16 protein-coding genes are annotated in these 17647 nt (G+C 53.4%); 3 read left to right on the top strand and 13 right to left on the bottom strand.

All coding sequences use genetic code 11. From position 1 onward, the window contains the following. Positions 1–120 precede the first annotated feature (120 nt). The 7 genes from era to hrcA all read right to left on the bottom strand — a co-directional run bounded on the left by era (position 121) and on the right by hrcA (position 6943). Positions 121–1071, bottom strand: coding sequence for a GTPase Era (era, locus tag L0H14_RS01685; RefSeq protein ID WP_301416507.1), 951 nt, complete (start codon positions 1069–1071; stop codon positions 121–123). Next, positions 1068–2342, bottom strand: coding sequence for a hemolysin family protein (locus L0H14_RS01690; RefSeq protein ID WP_301416508.1), 1275 nt, complete (start codon positions 2340–2342; stop codon positions 1068–1070). The genes era and L0H14_RS01690 overlap by 4 nt, the downstream gene beginning before the upstream one ends. A 5-nt stretch (positions 2343–2347) precedes the next feature. Beyond that, entirely contained in the window at positions 2348–2824 is a 477-nt protein-coding gene (gene ybeY / locus L0H14_RS01695; RefSeq protein ID WP_301416510.1) for an rRNA maturation RNase YbeY, read from the bottom strand. A gap of 6 nt (positions 2825–2830) precedes the next feature. Beyond that, positions 2831–3823: a PhoH family protein gene (locus L0H14_RS01700; RefSeq protein ID WP_301416512.1), complete on the bottom strand. Its 993-nt coding sequence runs from the start codon at positions 3821–3823 to the stop codon at positions 2831–2833. A 134-nt stretch (positions 3824–3957) separates the two neighbouring features. Next, entirely contained in the window at positions 3958–4707 is a 750-nt protein-coding gene (locus tag L0H14_RS01705; protein WP_301421334.1) for a 16S rRNA (uracil(1498)-N(3))-methyltransferase, read from the bottom strand. Then, positions 4704–5849: a molecular chaperone DnaJ gene (gene dnaJ, locus L0H14_RS01710; protein WP_301416516.1), complete on the bottom strand. Its 1146-nt coding sequence runs from the start codon at positions 5847–5849 to the stop codon at positions 4704–4706. The genes L0H14_RS01705 and dnaJ overlap by 4 nt, the downstream gene beginning before the upstream one ends. 80 nt (positions 5850–5929) lie before the next feature. Further along, positions 5930–6943 (bottom strand): heat-inducible transcriptional repressor HrcA, encoded by a 1014-nt coding sequence (gene hrcA / locus L0H14_RS01715; protein WP_301416518.1) that lies wholly within the window; start codon positions 6941–6943, stop codon positions 5930–5932. Positions 6944–7101: 158 nt separating this feature from the next. On the opposite strand from hrcA, the gene L0H14_RS01720 reads away from it, so the two are divergent. Continuing rightward, positions 7102–7953 carry a DUF3097 family protein gene (locus L0H14_RS01720; RefSeq protein WP_301416520.1) on the top strand — a complete coding sequence of 284 codons (852 nt, stop codon included), beginning with the start codon at positions 7102–7104 and terminating at the stop codon, positions 7951–7953. A 123-nt stretch (positions 7954–8076) separates the two neighbouring features. After that, positions 8077–8466 (top strand): DUF4870 domain-containing protein, encoded by a 390-nt coding sequence (locus L0H14_RS01725; RefSeq protein ID WP_301416522.1) that lies wholly within the window; start codon positions 8077–8079, stop codon positions 8464–8466. Between the two features lie 18 nt (positions 8467–8484). Here the strand turns inward: L0H14_RS01725 and hemW are convergent, their stop codons facing one another. Both hemW and lepA read right to left on the bottom strand, forming a co-directional pair. Next, positions 8485–9741, bottom strand: coding sequence for a radical SAM family heme chaperone HemW (gene hemW / locus L0H14_RS01730; protein ID WP_336621685.1), 1257 nt, complete (start codon positions 9739–9741; stop codon positions 8485–8487). Between the two features lie 6 nt (positions 9742–9747). Further along, on the bottom strand, positions 9748–11586 hold the full coding sequence (gene lepA, locus L0H14_RS01735; protein ID WP_301416524.1) for a translation elongation factor 4: 1839 nt from the start codon (positions 11584–11586) through the stop codon (positions 9748–9750). Between the two features lie 337 nt (positions 11587–11923). On the opposite strand from lepA, the gene rpsT reads away from it, so the two are divergent. Further along, complete coding sequence (rpsT, locus tag L0H14_RS01740; RefSeq protein WP_301416526.1) at positions 11924–12190, top strand: 30S ribosomal protein S20; 267 nt, start codon at positions 11924–11926, stop codon at positions 12188–12190. Positions 12191–12263: 73 nt separating this feature from the next. On the opposite strand, the gene holA is transcribed toward rpsT, so the two are convergent. From holA to L0H14_RS01760, 4 genes are all read right to left on the bottom strand, one after another. Further along, positions 12264–13262, bottom strand: a complete 999-nt coding sequence (gene holA / locus L0H14_RS01745; protein ID WP_301416527.1) for a DNA polymerase III subunit delta — start codon at positions 13260–13262, stop codon at positions 12264–12266. 10 nt (positions 13263–13272) lie between these two features. Next, positions 13273–15765: a ComEC/Rec2 family competence protein gene (locus tag L0H14_RS01750; protein WP_301416529.1), complete on the bottom strand. Its 2493-nt coding sequence runs from the start codon at positions 15763–15765 to the stop codon at positions 13273–13275. After that, positions 15762–16472, bottom strand: a complete 711-nt coding sequence (locus tag L0H14_RS01755; RefSeq protein WP_301416531.1) for a ComEA family DNA-binding protein — start codon at positions 16470–16472, stop codon at positions 15762–15764. Before L0H14_RS01755 ends, L0H14_RS01750 begins: the two co-directional genes overlap by 4 nt. 205 nt (positions 16473–16677) lie before the next feature. After that, entirely contained in the window at positions 16678–17643 is a 966-nt protein-coding gene (locus tag L0H14_RS01760; RefSeq protein WP_301421335.1) for a DegV family protein, read from the bottom strand. Between the last annotated feature and the right edge of the window lie 4 nt (positions 17644–17647).

Here is a 17647-nt window from a genome sequence, read left to right on the forward strand (position 1 = left end):
GCTAGGCCCCGCTACGGCACGGTAGAAGTAGGCCTAGAAGGGCACCAAGAAATACACGGTTGTCACCGTGACGTGGGGTGCCCTGGATGCGATGCATGCCTTTAGCCTAACACCGAGGGTTTAGAAACCCAACCGATTCATGTGCTTTGGATTACGCTGCCACTCTTTGGCAACTTTGACGACGAGGTCGAGGCGAACCTGGGTCCCAAGCAAGCGCCGAATACTTTTGCGTGACCGCTGTCCGATCGTCCGCAACTGGGCGCCGCCCTTGCCTATGATGATGCCCTTTTGGCTGTCACGTTCCACATAGATTTCGGCGTAGATATCGGTAATGGCCTGTTCACCAGGTTCACCGTCGCGTTCGGTCATTTCGTTGACGACTACGGCCAGCGAGTGGGGTAGCTCGTCGAAAACATCTTCCAGTGCGGCTTCGCGGATCAGTTCGGCCACCATGATGTCATCGGGCTCATCAGTGATCTCGCCGTCGGGGTACAACGGTGGAGATTGTGGGAGGTATTTGGTCAGCACTTCCACGACGGTATCGACTTGAACATCACCCTTGACCGAGACGGGCACAATTTCTGCGAAGCCTTCGCCGTTATCGGGAGTGAGTCCTTCCTCGCCGAGTTGCTGTACTGCAATGAGCTGATCAGCCAAGACTCCCCTGGTCACGGTGTCAACTTTTGTAACTAATGCGATGACGGGAATTTTGTGCAGTTTGGCGAGCTGTTCGGTGATGAAGCGATCACCGGGCCCGATTTTCTCATTTGCTGGAATACACATGGCCACGGCGTCCATACCAGATAATGTTTCTGCCACAAGGTCATTCAGCCGCTCCCCTAACAATGTGCGGGGCCGGTGGAGACCGGGGGTATCGACCAATATCAACTGATGATCTTCAGCCGTGACAATGCCGCGTATGACGCGCCGAGTGGTTTGCGGTTTGGACGAGGTGATGGCCACCTTGGTGCCAACCATGGCATTCGTCAGTGTCGATTTCCCTGCATTTGGCCGGCCTACTAGACTGACAAACCCAGACCGAAAATGCTCTGGATATTCGGTTGGGATCATAGCTTAGGCTCCTGGGTGGTTGTCTGGGTAGTCACACGTATGGTGTCGACGCGGTTGCGTCTCCCTGTGAGTGTCTCAACGGTCAATGTGAGGTTCTCAACATCGGTCGCCGATCCTTTGATAGGAATCTTACCCAAACTCTTGGCTAGTAGACCGCCTACCGTGTCGACGTCCTCGTCATCGTCCAACAGCAGACCGAAGGCTTCCGAGAAATCTGAAACCGACATGGACGCTTTAACAACGTATTGACCGTCAGGTTGTGGAATGACATCTGCAATCTCGGCATCATCGTATTCATCTGAGATATCGCCCACGATTTCTTCGATGAGATCTTCCAGCGTCACGAACCCTGCAGTGCCACCGTATTCATCGACGACTACTGCAGCATGGATGGCTTCACTTTGCAGTTCTTGAAGCAAGTCCCACACCGTTTTGGACTCCGGCACGACGCGTATCTCTCGCGCGATCAAGTTGACCACATCATCTGAAGTGAGCTTGTGCATATGCAATGCTCGGATAATGTCTTTGAGGAAAATGATGCCTAAAACATCGTCTGGACTGTCGCCAATCAACGGTATTCGTGAGTAGCCCGAGCGTATGAACACCTCGGTTGCGGTGGCTAGCCTGGTACCTGAATCCAGCCAGACCACATCAGTGCGGGGCACCATAATGGCCCGGACCAATGTGTCATCCATGTCAAAAACAGATTGGATCATATCTGCTTCGTTGTCTTCGAGCACGTCCGCGGCCGAAGCTCGGGAGACGTATGCACGAAAGTGCCGTTCTTCGAGATCGTCGTCGTCATTTTCATCGTCCTGCTCGTTTTCTGTTTCGGCAATAAACAACCGTGGCAGTGGACCGAGCAATGCAGCGAGCGGACGTACCAACCACGCCGTAAAGCGAGCTGATAATTCGTAGTGTTTGGCGCCGATACGACGGGGACTACGCGCCGATATAACGAGGGTAAGGACGGCCATGACCGCGATGCCTCCGGCAGCAGCGAGCCAGACGTTACTGACAAAATGGTCAATGAACACCGTAATGAGGACCGCACTGGAGGCGAGGAAGACCGTATTCCAAAACCGGGTTGCTAATTGGTGCTCGGCCAACCGCTCCATAATGTGGACGATGGGATTGGTTGGATGTTGCGCCACAATTGCTTCAGCGTCGCGAAAGGACAGGTAGTCCAGAGCGGTTTCCGCCAATGTGAGAACCCAGGTGAGGCTCAGAGCAATAAGAAATAAGAGTACTAGGACAATGGGTGCGACCATTTTGGCTACTTCCCGGTGTCGGTCAGTTGAGGCGGTGTATACCCCAAGAACTGTTCAAGTAACTGATCTTGGGTGCTGAACATTTTATGTTTTTCGTCTTCGTCGTGGTGGTCAAAACCTAGCAGGTGCAGCAATCCGTGGGTGACAAGCAACGCAATTTCATCGGCAACTTTATGTCCACCCTGTTCGGCGTGCTCCGCAGCAACGGTGGGGCTAATAACTATGTCACCTAAAAGACCTTCTGCGGGAGCTTCGCGTGTACCTGGACTCAGCTCGTCCATGGGAAAACTCATCACATCCGTTGGGCCGTCAAGTCCCATCCATTCCTTATGGAGGAGGCTCATTGCATCGTTATCAATGAAGACAACGGCGACCTCCGATTCTGGGTGAATGTGTAGGCCTTGATACAAGTGCTGGCCAAGGCTCACCACTCGCTGAATATCGATGTCTTTGTCGGTTTCATTCAGTACTTCGATTGCCACGTTGACCTATCGGTTTCGGTTCCGGCCCGCCCGCTGCGGGCGGGTGGGTTCTGGTTGGTGTCGATCGTATGCATCCACAATTCTTGAGACCAAGTTGTGGCGCACGACGTCGGATGATTTGAGCTTGACGATGGCGATATCGTCTATGCCTTCGAGGTAGTCAATGGCTTGGACCAAACCCGAATCTGTTCCACGCGGTAGGTCTACCTGAGATGAATCGCCGGTAATAACCATGTGGGAGTTGAATCCGAGTCGAGTCAGAAACATCTTCATCTGCTCGGCTGAAGTGTTCTGCGCTTCGTCAAGGATGATGAAGGCATCGTTGAGTGTCCGCCCACGCATATAGGCCAACGGCGCGACCTCGATGGTACCGACTTCGATCAGATGTGGGATGGTCTCGGGTTCAATCATTTCGTGCAGCGCATCATAAAGCGGTCGCAGATACGGGTCGATCTTTTCACTGAGGGAACCTGGCAGATACCCTAGTGATTCGCCTGCCTCGACCGCTGGCCGAGTGAGGATGATGCGGTTCACCTCGCGAGCTTGCAGTGCTTGAATAGCTTTGGCCATGGCGAGATACGTTTTGCCGGTACCAGCCGGTCCGACACCAAAGACGACCGTATTGTTATTAATCGCGTTAACGTAGACCTTCTGGTTCTCGGTTTTTGGCCGAATCTTTTTGCCTTGTGACGCGACGATCAGCTCTGCTGGACCACTTATTGAGTTGGTGTCTTGGAAAGTTCGCACACCGGCGATACTTGCCTCGATTACCTCTGGGCCAACTGTTGTTCCAGCACGGGCAACAGCTTGGAGATCATTGACGATCTCGACTGCTGCAGAAACATCGTCAGTGTGGCCTTCTAAATCAAGCTGTTGATCACGGACTAATAGTTTCAGGCCGGGATAGACTCCCTCGACAACACGCAGCAGCATGTCCGAGGGACCGAAGGTTTGCACCATGTCACTCTGGGAGCTAAATGTGATGGTCTGTCGACTCATCCGGTTGGCTTCGCTATGTTCTGTCAGGTTGACTCCATTACTCAGTTAATTTTATGCCACCCAGTCTAGTGCTTGGCAATCAAGCAGGTCCACGGTAATACACTCATCCCGCTGCACCCGCTAGCTTTGCTGGATTACCAGCGGTTGAAAAGCTGATTCAGTAACGCGACGGCGATCGGTCCGGCTGTGGAGGCTCGCATCACATTAGAACCGATTTTGACTGCGGAACCGCCCGCAGTAAGGACGGAATGAAGTTCTTCTGGTGAGACTCCTCCTTCAGGACCTACCACCAGGTGAAGAGTATTGATTGCGTGTAGGGATTCCGCGATGTCGAAGAGGTTTTCATTTCCATCCTCGTGAAGCACGACCACATAGTGGCCGTCCTGCGGAGAATGGAGGCTCGCGATTTCCTCAGCAAACAGCGGTTGTCCTAACGTTGGGACATACGCCCTACGCGCTTGCTGTGCAGCGGCTTTGAGCTTAGATTCCCATTTGGCCAGGGTTTTCGTAGCCCGTTCGGGCCGTAAGCGCACGATGGAGCGCCGAGCCTGCCAGGGTGTGACCCTGTCAACGCCGACTTCGGTAGCCATTTCCGCGGCTAATAAATCCCGGTCACCTTTGGCAAGCGCTTGGACGAGATTGACCTGTACCTCAGGCCGCTGCGACACCGTCACCTTTTGGACACGTATGGTGGTGCGCTGCGGGCTAGCGTCCTCAAGTGTGCCTTCAGCCAGAGTTCCCAGACCATCGGAGATCAACACCTGGTCATTGGTTGCCAGCCGCTGGGAGCGGATGGCGTGACCGGAAGCAGCTGCATCCAAGCTAACCACTTGTTCAGCGGTCAGGCCCGTTACTTCGGGACTATAAAATAGCGGAGCCGTCACGATTCGTCGTGCGAAAACATGTTATCGAATCCGGTTTTTAGACGAGAAAAGAAGCTGCGGGATTCGATCTCTCCGTTAGCTACGTCTTCCGCGCGGAGTTCGGCCAGCTGAGTCATGAGTTCACGTTGTTCGTCATTGAGCTTGGTTGGAGTGGTGACGTTCAGCATGATCTTCATGTCCCCACGGCCGCTGCCCTGGAGACGATGGGCCCCCAAGCCCTTCATGGTGATCACATGGCCCGATTGAGTACCGGGTTCAACGGTGAATGTTTCTTCACCGTCAAAGGTTTCAACTTTAATCTTCGTACCCAACGCCGCAGCAGTCATAGGGACGGCCATTGTTGCATGGAGGTTATCGCCTTCACGCGTGAAGACATCGTGATCACGAACGCGGATTTCTAGATACAGGTCACCATTTGGACCGCCTGCAACACCTGCTTCACCTCGGCCGGCAAGTTGGATACGAGTACCATCGCGAACGCCTGCTGGAATTTTGACGGTGAAGGAAACACGTTCACGAACGCGGCCTTGCCCGGAACACTTGCCACATGGATCGGTGATGACATCGCCGAAGCCACGACAAGTTGGGCAAGCCTCAGTGGTCATCATGCGCCCGAGGATGGAATCAACCGGACGAGAGATCTGCCCAGCTCCACGACACGTCGTGCAAGTCTCTGGGTGTGTTCCCGGCTCCATAGCAGCACCATCACAGCGGTCACAGCGCACGGCCGTTTCAACGTCGATCGTTTGCTCAGTTCCGAATACGGCGTCCTCAAGATCGATATGCGTGGCGATCAGCGCGTCCTGGCCACGTCGGGCTCGAGACATTGGGCCGCCTCCGCCACCGCCGCCGAAGAAGGTTTCGAAGATGTCGGAGAACCCACCGAAGCCACCACCGGCACCGGCTCCGCCAAATCCTGCACGCCGTCCATCCTCGTGGCCGGTTGCATCATAGTTACGACGCTTCTCCGTATTCGACAGGACCTCGTAGGCATGGGTCACGGTTTTAAACTGTTCGGCCGCTTCTTCAGACGGGTTATGATCCGGGTGCAGTTCGCGGGCCTTTTTGCGGTAGGCCTTTTTGACCTCTTGTGCTGTGGCGTCACGTTCAACACCCAGGACCTGATAGTAATCTTGTGCCACTTGTTGGTCGTATTCCTTTCAGTTCAAGCGTTCGGTGCTTGAAACCGTGTTGTGGTCAAAGTCCATTATCTTGGCTAAGGCTAGCTCGTCAAAATCCTAGAGAGATAGCGCGCAATGGCACGCACCGCAGACATCGTGGATGGATAGTCCATACGGGTGGGCCCGACGACACCAATTTTTGCGGTGGCCCCAGGGCCGTAGCCGGCGGCAACCACCGAGGCATCCCCCAGTGAGCCGAAGTTTTCATCACCAATGCGCACTGATAAACCGTGCGCATCCTGCTCCATTTCGGTCAACAGTTTCAGGAGCACGACTTGTTCTTCTAAAGCTTCAAGAATCGGGCCGATTGAATGACTGAAGTCCTGTGGAGACCGTGCCAAGTTTGCCGTCCCGGCTAACAAAATACGATCCTGGTGTCCGGCTTCAGCCAACAATTGCAATGCGTTACTTAATGACGCCGCCAACGTTTGATGTTCCTGCGGGATAACGGATTGCATCTCCGTGAAGGCCTGCGGCAAATTATAAGGACTCACGTTATCCAAGTACTGCATGAAGACTTGTGCGAGCACATCGAGGGACGGCTGATCAACAGGCTCATTCATATAGACAACGCGTTGGTCCACACGACCGGTCGATAAAATCAACACCACTAGAAGCCGGTGTTCTGACAGCACCACAAATTCGACACGTCGTATAACTGACGAGTCCAACTGAGGGTACTGAATCACAGCAACTTGACGAGTAAGCTGCGATAGCACCTGAACCGTGGCTCCCATGATGTCATCCATATCATCGGAATTATCCAGCAAAGTTCGTACGGCTCGACGCTCTGCAATCGATAATGGGCGCACTTCTGAGATCCGGTCGACAAAGTATCGGTAGCCTTTGTCCGTGGGGATTCGGCCAGAAGAAGTGTGCGGAGCAGCGATGAGTCCATCATCTTCGAGATCGGACATGTCATTGCGCACCGTAGCTGAAGACACTCCGAGGTTATGACGCTCGACTAGGGCCTTGGAACCAACAGGCTCCCGGGAAGCAACATAGTCTTCGACTATGGCCTGCAAAACTTTCATCCGACGTGGTTGATCAGTCATCTACCCTCCCCACAAAAAATTAGCACTGTCGCCAGCTTAGTGCTAATCGTAGCTGGTGTGGCATTATTGATACAGAACCTACAGCGGGTTCTTCGCTGTCGACTGATCGTCCTTTGGTAGCCTCTGATAAGACCGCACCAGAAAGGCGTGAAAAGACGATGAATTGGGACCAGTGGGGCCCGGCGAACGTGACAGGCCAAAGGCCAAGCACGAAGCCAAGAAAAGTGGCCGCGAGTAGAGGCCTAGTGATTGAGGACGCGACTTCAGGCTTTACGGGCGCAATTACCCGCATTGAAAAATCCGGGGGTATCCATCTGGTGGTTCTGGAAGGTCGCAAAGGCGCTACGCGTTCATTCCCTCTGGGATTGGGATTCATGATCGATGGACAAGCTATCGAGTTGTTGCCACCGCAGCGGCAGAAGACGCAACCCGCCCAGCAAAGGACGGCATCGGGTTCTCGTGCGGTAGGAGCCCAGGCGGCACAGGTGGCTAAAGCTTCTCGCATTTGGGTAGAAGGCATTCATGACGCCGAACTTGTCGAGAAGATCTGGGGAGACGACCTGAGAGTCGAAGGTATCGTCGTGGAACCACTGCACGGCATTGATGACCTTGCAGGTGCTGTCGCAGCATTCAAACCACAGCCGAATAGACGACTTGCAGTCTTACTGGATCACCTTGTGTCAGGGTCCAAAGAAGAACGCATTGCCGCTGAAGCCATGAAAGCGCCCGGCGCTCAAGATAACGTTCTGATCGTTGGTCACCCGTACGTAGACATCTGGCAAGCTATCAAACCGGAAGTTATCGGTATCCAGGCCTGGCCACAGATACCACGCTCAGAAGACTGGAAGACCGGAATGTTAGCTCGACTCGGTCTTCCGAACCAGACAGCACGAGACATCGGGCTGGGCTGGAAGAAGTTGCTTTCAAAAGTCAACAAATTCTCAGACCTTGAGGCAACGCTCCTGGGACGCGTGGAATACATGATCGATTTCGTGACTGTACACGATTAGCGGAATTTCCTCCGAACCACGCCGATGTACCCCGTCCAGACACAGAACGGGTCTAGACTGTTAACGTATTGTCTGTATCAGCAAATTTTCATGCAGCTGAATCGACTGTAAAGGAAGCATAACGTGGCACAAACCCCTGGCGCCTCAGGACAAGGCAGCGAAACCATCTCGCGCAGCCCGCTGACGCCATCGGAGGACCGTCAATGGGCTACCATCGCCCATTTCGGCGCGTTTTTGGGCTTCATCCCCTCACTGGTCATATTCATCGTGTTCCGTTCACGAGGGCCGTTTTCGGAACAAGAGTCCAAAGAGGCGCTAAACTTCACGTTGCCTTTGACCGTTGTTGGGGTGGCCATGAATATTCTGGCCTTTTTGCCGATTATGGGCGCGATCTTCGGTGTCGTTGCAGTCTTATTGTGGGTATTTATGACCATCTCTGGCGTCATTGCCGGCATCGAGGTCAATAAAGGCCGACCATACCGGTACCCATTTAACTTGCGTATCATCCGCTAGCAAAATTTGAATCGTATTCTAAAAACCTGCAAGCCTACGGGTAATGGCGTCGTCTAAAAGACGTCCTTTGAGGGTCGGCACGATCTTGCCGTGTTCTAAAGCTGCCGGCTCGATTAATCCCTGGGTGGCCAACACGTTGGCTTCGCGTCGTGCCTGCATCGCAGCGTCTTTGTCCTGGGCTGCTAGAACGTCAAGGTCGAGGCCCTCTGCGAGGCGTACACCTAGCATGATTTTCTCTAGCAATCTGGCATCGTCGTCGGGGATCTCTTGGCCAATAGCTGGCGAAATATTATCCAGCATACGAGACGCATATGCTGCTGGATGTTTGGCGTTCCACCATCGTAAGCCTGCCATATGTGAGTGGGCTCCTGGTCCTATCCCCCACCAATCCTGGTCACGCCAGTACGCTAGGTTGTGCTGGGACTGATGAAGGCCCTCATTGTGTGGATCATGAGCCCAGTTGGAGATTTCATACCACCGATAGCCCGCGGCATCGAGGCGCTCTTCGGTTAAGAGATACTTATCAGCCTGATCATCCGGGTCGGTGTTCGGATATACGCCACGTCGAATTTGGGCGGCAAGTTTAGTGCCCTCTTCCACAATCAGCCCATACGCTGAGACGTGATCAGGTTGCAGCGCTAGGACAGCATCCAGGGAGCGTTCCCAATCTTCCAGGGACTCTCCTGGAGTACCAAAAATCAGGTCCAATGACATATCGAGTCCAGCTTCACGGATCCACTCAGCGGCAATATCTACATTGTCAGGGTTGTGGGTCCGTTCTAAGACTTGCAGAACATGGCTGACAGAGGACTGCATCCCCATAGAGACCCGGTTAAACCCGCCATCGGCGAGTCCCTGCACGGCTTCTCGACTCAGCGAATCTGGGTTAGCTTCAGTAGTAATCTCTGCGGTGTCATCAATACCAAACAACCGGTCCGCGCGTTTAAGAATGCGGGTCAGATCAGTGGACGGCAACAACGTTGGCGTGCCACCGCCAAAAAATACGGAATGCAACGGTTTCGGTTGAACACCTGATTTCTCCATCGCGTCAGCCGCGAATTCCAGTTCCTTAATGGCGGTATCAGCATAACTCTCATGTGATGCCCCAGGACCCAGGTCTGGGGAAATGTAAGTGTTAAAGTCGCAGTACCCACAGCGGCTACTGCAAAACGGTACGTGAACGTACAGCGAAAACGTCCGATCGCTGCCATTGACTGCAGCCGCAACAAAATCGGGAAGAATGCCGGTGCCAGGTGGTGTATCAATTTTGTTCAAGATCGGTTAGGTGTCCGTATCTGTCGAGAGTGCTGCGATAAAGGCTTCTTGCGGAACTTCGACGGTACCCACCATCTTCATACGCTTTTTACCTTCCTTCTGCTTCTCGAGCAACTTGCGCTTACGAGAAATGTCACCGCCATAACACTTGGAAAGCACGTCTTTCCGGATCGCACGAATGTTCTCTCTGGCAATAATGCGAGAACCGATAGCAGCCTGGATGGGAACCTCGAATTGCTGCCGCGGAATAAGTTCCTTGAGCTTTGCAGTCATTTTCACGCCGTAACCATATGCACGATCACGGTGGGTGATGGCAGAGAACGCATCAACGGCATCACCCTGCAGCAGGATGTCGACTTTTACCAGATCAGCAACTTGGGAGCCGTCACGCTGCCAATTCAACGAGGCATAACCCTTGGTGCGAGACTTCAAGAGGTCGAAGTAGTCGAACACAATCTCTGCCAGAGGGATCCAGTAGCGAATTTCAACACGCTCTTCTGACAAATAGTCCATGCCGCTGAGTTGGCCACGTTTGCCCTGCGATAGCTCCATCACCGAGCCGATAAATTCTGATGGCACGATCACAGTTGCCATCGCCATGGGCTCATCTACCTCGGTTATTTTTCCTTCTGGGAATTCCGATGGGTTCGTGACACGAACGAGGGTGCCGTCTTCGGTGGTGACGTTATAAATAACGTTGGGTGCAGTCGAAATCAGATCCAAATTATATTCACGTTCGAGACGTTCACGCACGATCTCTAAGTGGAGCAGGCCCAAGAATCCGACACGGAAACCGAAGCCAAGTGCAACGGAAGTTTCAGGTTCATAGGTCAGGGCAGCATCATTGAGCTGTAACTTTTCTAGCGCTTCACGAAGCGCCGGATAGTCGGAACCGTCCATTGGATAAAGTCCTGAGAAGACCATCGGTCGAGGCTCACGGTAACCACCGATTGGCTCTTCAGCAGGATGCTGTTTCGATGTGACAGTATCGCCGACCTTTGACTCAGCGACATCCTTGACCCCAGTAATCAGGTAACCAACTTCACCCACACCCAGGCCCTCGCTAGGGATAGCGTCCGGGGAATAGATGCCAGATTCCTGCAGCTCATATGACGATCCGGTGGCCATCATGCGGATACCTTGGCGAGGCTCAAGTTTGCCATCCACCATCCGAACATAGGTAATAACACCGCGGTACGTATCATAAATGGAGTCGAAAATCATAGCTCGAGCCGGAGCATCTGCATCGCCTGATGGTGCTGGGACGTCTCTCACGACGCGATCCAAGAGGGCTTCAACACCTTCACCTGTCTTGCCAGAAACCTTGAGTATGTCATCAGGGTCAATGCCAATGAGATTTGAAATTTCTAACGCGTAGCGTTCTGGCTCTGCAGCTGGGAGATCGATCTTATTCAAGACCGGAATAATTTCCAGATCATGTTCCATAGCCATATATAGGTTCGCCAAGGTCTGCGCTTCGATTCCTTGGGCAGCATCCACCAACAGGATCGCGCCCTCGCAGGCTGCCAAGGAACGCGAGACCTCGTAGGCGAAGTCAACGTGGCCAGGCGTGTCAATCATGTTCAAGACATAGTCTTCGTTATCAACTTGCCATGGCATACGGACCGCCTGGGATTTAATGGTGATCCCGCGCTCTCGCTCGATATCCATGTTGTCCAGGAACTGGCTTTGCATCTCACGAGGTGTCACGACATTGGTGCTTTGTAGCATTCGGTCAGCAAGCGTCGACTTGCCGTGATCGATATGCGCGACAATACAAAAGTTCCGAATCACAGATGAATGAGTAGAACCTGGCTGAGGCGGATTGGACGCCACTGGCGACACGTGCACCATCCTTAGATATCTTCATAGCTTGTAAGATCAGTAAAACTCTGGCATTCCAGCAGCTTTTATCGTTGCTCTATTCTTTCACGTTTCAGAACGTTGGGCGACTACATATCGCGCCAATACGCCAGCGTCCGTACTTGGCCAACTAAAAATACCGAAACTGAACGATGGATTCGCCGTTCCCTCGAGATTTTGATAGACTGGGCGGCTGTGTGTCCGCGCAGGTCGACGGGCACTCTTGACCAGGCTTACCTAGGTACCCCCACACCGCTCAGTCGCTTGGGCAAGAATACCCCTCACCGACCCATAATTTTTAGAATGATAGGACCATACATTGGCTAATCTAAAATCTTCAAAGAAGCGCGCAATCACGAATGAGAAACGTCGTGAACGCAATACTGCAATTAAGTCTGAAGTTAAGACTGTACTGCGCAAAGTAAATAAGGCTGTTGACGCTGGCGATAAGGAAGCAGCTGTAAAAGCTCTTTCAATTGCTGACCGTAAACTCGACAAAGCCGTCAGCAAGGGTGCTATCCACCGCAACCAGGCTGCCAACCGCAAATCCGGTGTGGCAGCTCGTATAAACGCAATGGATGCCTAAGTTCTAACAGAACTTCAAGACTTATTTGAGGCCACTACGTTTGACGTAGTGGCCTCAAATATTTAAGGAATCGTTAGTGGCGTCCAGCCATACCGGCCACCTTGGTGACCATGCGTTCTACAGCAAACGCAGGATCCCGCGCCTGACCTTTGGCCTCGGCATCAGCACGTGCAATGAGTTCAATGGCCCCAGCAATATTTACAGGCGTCCAATGTCGGGCGGTCGCGACAACGCGTTGAACTTGCCAAGGCGCCATGCCCAACGCCGATGCAAGTTGTCCCTGGGATAGTTGGGCGTCCACTGCGCGTGCGACCTGCCGAGCTTTCATCGCAAACGACGCAGTAATGGCCACGGGTTGTACACCGGTCGCTAGCGCATGTCGCAATAGAGCTGTGGCTGGACCAAGCTGTCCTTCTAGCGCGCTATCGGCTACTTTGAACGCGGTAGCCTGGACCCGGCCGCCATAGTATTTTTCGACGATGTCCTCGGTGATCGTTCCTTGGGTATCCGATATGAGCTGCTGCGCAGAACTGGCGAGCTCACCAAGATTCTGCCCTATCGCATCGGCTAGCGCCCTGATGGCATCCGGCTCAATTCTACGACGAGCTTCGCGAAATTCTGCCTGCAGAAATTCCATTCTGTCTCGGTCGGATTTGATGGGTTTCGCTTCAATGTGTTGGCCAGATTTCTTGAGCACATCTAATAGCCGCTTACCTCGGTTACCACCGCCATGCAGACCGAGAAATGTTACATCTGGGTTCTGATATTGGATGTATTCCAGGCCGTCGACCAAGAACGCGTCGGTCATTTTATGCATTTCGTCGAAAACCAACAACTTTTTCTCGCCAAACAAGGAGGGGCTGGCCAAGACTTGTAGCTCGCCCGCTTGATACTCTGCTGCCGACAAATGATGAATCTCAGTATCTGGTTCAGCTTGTTTGAGTTGGGTTTTAATCGTGTCTGTCACCCTGGTATGGATATAGTCTTCACCACCTTGGACCAAAATAAATGGTGAAACGGTTACATCGCGCCAGGATGCTCCAGAGGTTTTTGAACGACGAGGGGAAGCCATAGTTTCGAGTCTATCGGTCCACGGCCATATAGGTTTGATTCTGTTCGAACGTCACTGAAAACGTGCCATCTAAGTCTGTTCGGCGAATTTCCACGTTGGCTCCCAAAGCGGACAAGATGTCATCGTGAGGATGCCCGTAACTATTTTCTGCGCCAACGCCGATCATTGCCACCTTTGGCGCGGTATGTTGGATCAGTTCTGTGCCGCCATTTTGAGCACCGTGATGTGAAAGTTTCAAAATATCGATATCCTCGGGCACAAGGTCCTGTGCGATAAGCTGGGCGGCTGCATCTTCCTCCAGGTCGCCTGTGAACAGCGCTTTGACTGTCCCACCGTGTCGGTAGATTTCCACTAGTAATACCATCGAGGCATTATTTTCGTTAGACGTCTGGGAGTCAGCCGACAGCACTGTCCACCGCACCTGTACCGAATGCACTCCTTGGTCAGCGGCATGGTCAATTACTTGAACTACGGGCTCCTTGACGTGCTGGGCGTCGTCCGGCAGGCCGGTTTCGGCAGCAGGATATGTAGGATCAGCCCCCGTGGAATACAGTACTTGAGCTGGTTGTATCCTTGCTGTGACTCCCCCAATGCCACCGACGTGATCTGCATGCAGGTGCGTGACCGCCAAAGCATCTATGGTCTCGATATTTGCGTCTGCTAGGCATCGCTGTGCTAATGCTTCGTCTGGTCCAGTGTCGATCACCATTGCTGATGCAGCGCCCGTGCGAATCAGAAACATATCGCCTTGACCAACATCGCAACCGATAATGTCCCAGTTGTCATCGACTCCTCCGCCGTTACTCGGCCAGAACACCGCTACGTGTGCGACGACAGCAATCACAAGGATCATGGATTGAACGACGCTGGTCACACCCTGGTGTTGTCGATATAGGCTGTGCATACTTCGACGCCATCTCGGCACACGCTCGTCAAGTTTGACAGGTGGTTTAGGTCGGCGCTGAGAGCGCAAGAGTCTCACTATGAAAATAGCGCAGGCTGCCCAGTGCAAGGTGATCAAGAGTACGCCAGCTATACCGTCGGGCCAGGCCAGCTTCGCACCGGGTAGATCTGTCACAGTAGTGGCAACCCATCCGATACCGGATGTTGGGATGGCAACCAGGTGCAAAATCGTTTGGGAGATAGCCGGTGCAACGACCGAGATTCCAGCCGCGAGTGTGCCGGGCACAGTAATCAGTGGCAGCAACGGTGTGGCAAGCAGGTTAGCCAGCAATGAATAGGGACTGATGTAGTCGATAAATGACAGCAAGATAGGTTGGCACGCAAGTTGCGCAGTCGTAGATATTGCCAGTGACGAGCTGAGCATTGACGCCCAGAAATCTGGTAGTACTTTATTTAAGTACCTATGCAGCCATCGCTCGAGTGGTTGCGCGCCCAACACGATCCCGGCAGTAGCAGCAACGGAGAGTTGGAAGCCCACTTCATGTACTAGCTCAGGCGAAATCGTCAGGATAACAATGGTTGATAGGGCAAGAACCGGTAACGCTTGCGAACCTCTCCCAAAGTACAGAGCCCAGGCACCGATAGCGCCCATCGTGGCAGCTCGAATGATTGATGGTTGCATACCGACGATCTGGACAAATAGCAGCAGCGTGCAGAAGAATGCCGCGATGACGATTGATCGGGGTAAGCGCAAACTTCGAAACAAGAGGGTAGCCGCCGCAGCGATCAGCGATGTATGGGCACCTGAGACGGCCGAGAGATGGCTCAGTCCAGATATTTTCATAGCTTCATCTAGGTGTTCTGACTGTTGTGATCGGTCCCCTAGGATGAGCCCGGGTAATAGTTCTGGCGCATAGGCGATGGTTTCAGCCGACTGATCCCGTAAGGTTGTCCGCATCTGATCTCGCCCAGTCGTGCTCTGAGTATGGTCGGGTCCCAGACACGTGCCTTGGTTTACTGCGCCCAATGCGGTGACAAATACACTGGATTCGTTATCGGAGACCCGTCCCATAAAACACCCATGATCTTCTGCGCTCAGATCTGCCCAAGTCTCATCACCTGAAACGACAATCTTGGCCGGGTGATCTGTGGGTACGAGATCTTTTCCAAAATGCTCTACTTTGGCGGTCACGAACCAGTTGGGACCAAATGGACTATCACGTTCGACGGGGTCAGTGACGAGTTGAACTGACATTCTGGCTGTGCCCAGATCTTCTACGAGTTGTAACCAACCAGAATCCTCCGCGGCTATACGCTGATGTTGCACAATACAGGCAGCAGGGGTGGCCATCCAACAGGCAATCGTGAAAATAAGGCCTAAATTTACCAAACGCCGTTTTTTCGATGAACGGAAGAACCATAGGACCAGCGCGGCTATGCCACCGATGAATGGCAAAGCAACGGGTATCCATCGAACCCAAAACATCGGAAGCATGGGTATGAGAAAGCAGACGCCTGCAGTCAGTGTCGCAGCTGGAATGAGTCGGATGTCAATGGGCGCTGCGATATCATCAGGCTTGATATGGTCGTGCTCAATCACCAACTCACCAATCCCTCAAGACGTTCGCGAGTTGCAGGACCGATACCGGAGACTTCTTCTAGACTGGCCAGATTTGTGAAGTCCCCATGTTGTTCCCGATGGGCAATAATCTGCTCGGCTGTGGCAGGGCCCACTCCAGGTAACGTTTCCAAAGCCGCGGTGTCGGCAGTATTGATATTTACCATGCCGGTTCCTACATCGGCCGAACCGTGTGTTGCCGCCGGTGAATCGGACCCAACGTTTGATCCATCGGCTTCGCGATTTGGGACCAGAATATAGTCTCCGTCAGAAGCCACAGCAGCCAAGTTGAGCGCATCTAGTTGCGCCTGTTCCGTAGCACCACCCGCTGCTTCGATAGCGTCAACGACCCGAGCATTTGCAGTGAGTTCTACTATGCCCGGATCGTGGACCTCACCGGCCACATGTACGATAAGTTGGCTATCACTGGAATCGTCAGACATCAAAACGTCGTCTTCGTGCTCTGTTGTCGGTTCCGCATCGGATTCAGATCCGGGTGAATCCTCTTGACTATTATTCACGGCAAGAGTGGTGTCTTGAGCACCGGGCTGCTCTGTAATCAGCCACCGAAATCCAAATATTGTTGCGATGACGATAGCAAGCATCAAAACAGCAGACAGTGCAACTTTTGTGCGCCAGAGTGGCGCCCGCGGTTGATGTTCGCCGGGCTCTGCCAAATGTTTAGCCATACCTACAGCATGTGACACGCATTCGGCTGCCTAGTGGCCCTCAAGCTACGTTGTGGATAACGTCTTTGTACGTTTCATGCTGTGGATACATCACACACCACAGAATTTCACCGGCCGTAGCACCTCTAGCGCGAGCGGCTCGGACATGTCGACTGCGACGTTGGTCAGAAGCAGTCCGACTTGCTAACACTTTCCAACCTGTGGTTTAGGGTCTGCCGTAGCCGGCGTAATCGAGAGCTGGGCTCATAGATATACCCAGCGCGCCTAACCCAAGGTGGGCTGCTAAAACTGCGGGAAGACGCAGCACCGGTACGGGCATCGATGAGTGTTCTTCTAGTGCTGCTGCTAGCTCGTGAGCGGTCTCGAAATCACCATAGGCTTGGACACTCAAGCGCACTGGCGTTTCTGCGGAGTTCGCGATCTCGGTGATCAGTGCAAGGGCCTTGGCCTGACTTCGAGGCCTGTCGAGGAGTTCTATGGCCCCATCTTTCAGATGCATCACTGGACGGACTTGAAGGAGCTGTCCAAGGAGTCCAGGTAACGCCGGTATGCGGCCACCTTTACGCAGCGCATCAAGGTTGGGCACAGTAAAAATGGTTTGGCCGACATCGGCCTGCCGTTGGGCGATATCCGCCAAAAAATCCGGTGAGAGCCCCAACCGGGTGCGCATCAGCGTGTCCAATACCGCATGGCCAAGTGACATGCCGGCGTTATAGGAGTCTAGGACCGTAACCGGTATTGGTGAAGATTGTGCGGCGATACGTGCGGCATCTGTCGTGCCTGATAGCCGTGACGACAGGTGGATGGACAAGATACGGCTGTAACCCTGTTCAGCCACGTGCTTATACGTGGCTGAAAATTGTCCGGGTGACGGACGCGATGTGCGCAGACTCGTTCCTGCAGCCAATGCGATGGAAAGATCGTGGTGCAGGACTTCGTCATCTTCATTATAAATTTGGTCGCCGATCATCACCGGTATCGGGATAATGAATAGCTCCGACCCATTGGGTAGCTGATATACCTCATCCGGTAGTGCGGCTGACGTGTCAGTAACGATGGCGACCCGATCCTTGCGGGCTGGCTTTATGTAGCGCGCCCAGCCGACCGCCTCGCTGCGTACATCACGCGAGGTGGCGGCCAGTCTGGCGATCCATGCTGCTACATCCGACATACTG

The sequence above is a fragment of the Yaniella sp. genome, assembly GCF_030453185.1.
GTDB lineage: Bacteria > Actinomycetota > Actinomycetes > Actinomycetales > Micrococcaceae > Yaniella.

Coding starts and splice junctions, on each gene's coding strand:
- era (WP_301416507.1), bottom strand. CDS start 1,071: ATGATCCCAACCGAATATCCAGAGCATTTTCGGTCTGGGTTTGTCAGT.
- L0H14_RS01690 (WP_301416508.1), bottom strand. CDS start 2,342: ATGGTCGCACCCATTGTCCTAGTACTCTTATTTCTTATTGCTCTGAGC.
- L0H14_RS01700 (WP_301416512.1), bottom strand. CDS start 3,823: ATGAGTCGACAGACCATCACATTTAGCTCCCAGAGTGACATGGTGCAA.
- hrcA (WP_301416518.1), bottom strand. CDS start 6,943: ATGACTGATCAACCACGTCGGATGAAAGTTTTGCAGGCCATAGTCGAA.
- L0H14_RS01720 (WP_301416520.1), top strand. CDS start 7,102: ATGAATTGGGACCAGTGGGGCCCGGCGAACGTGACAGGCCAAAGGCCA.
- holA (WP_301416527.1), bottom strand. CDS start 13,262: ATGGCTTCCCCTCGTCGTTCAAAAACCTCTGGAGCATCCTGGCGCGAT.
- L0H14_RS01755 (WP_301416531.1), bottom strand. CDS start 16,472: ATGGCTAAACATTTGGCAGAGCCCGGCGAACATCAACCGCGGGCGCCA.
- L0H14_RS01760 (WP_301421335.1), bottom strand. CDS start 17,643: ATGTCGGATGTAGCAGCATGGATCGCCAGACTGGCCGCCACCTCGCGT.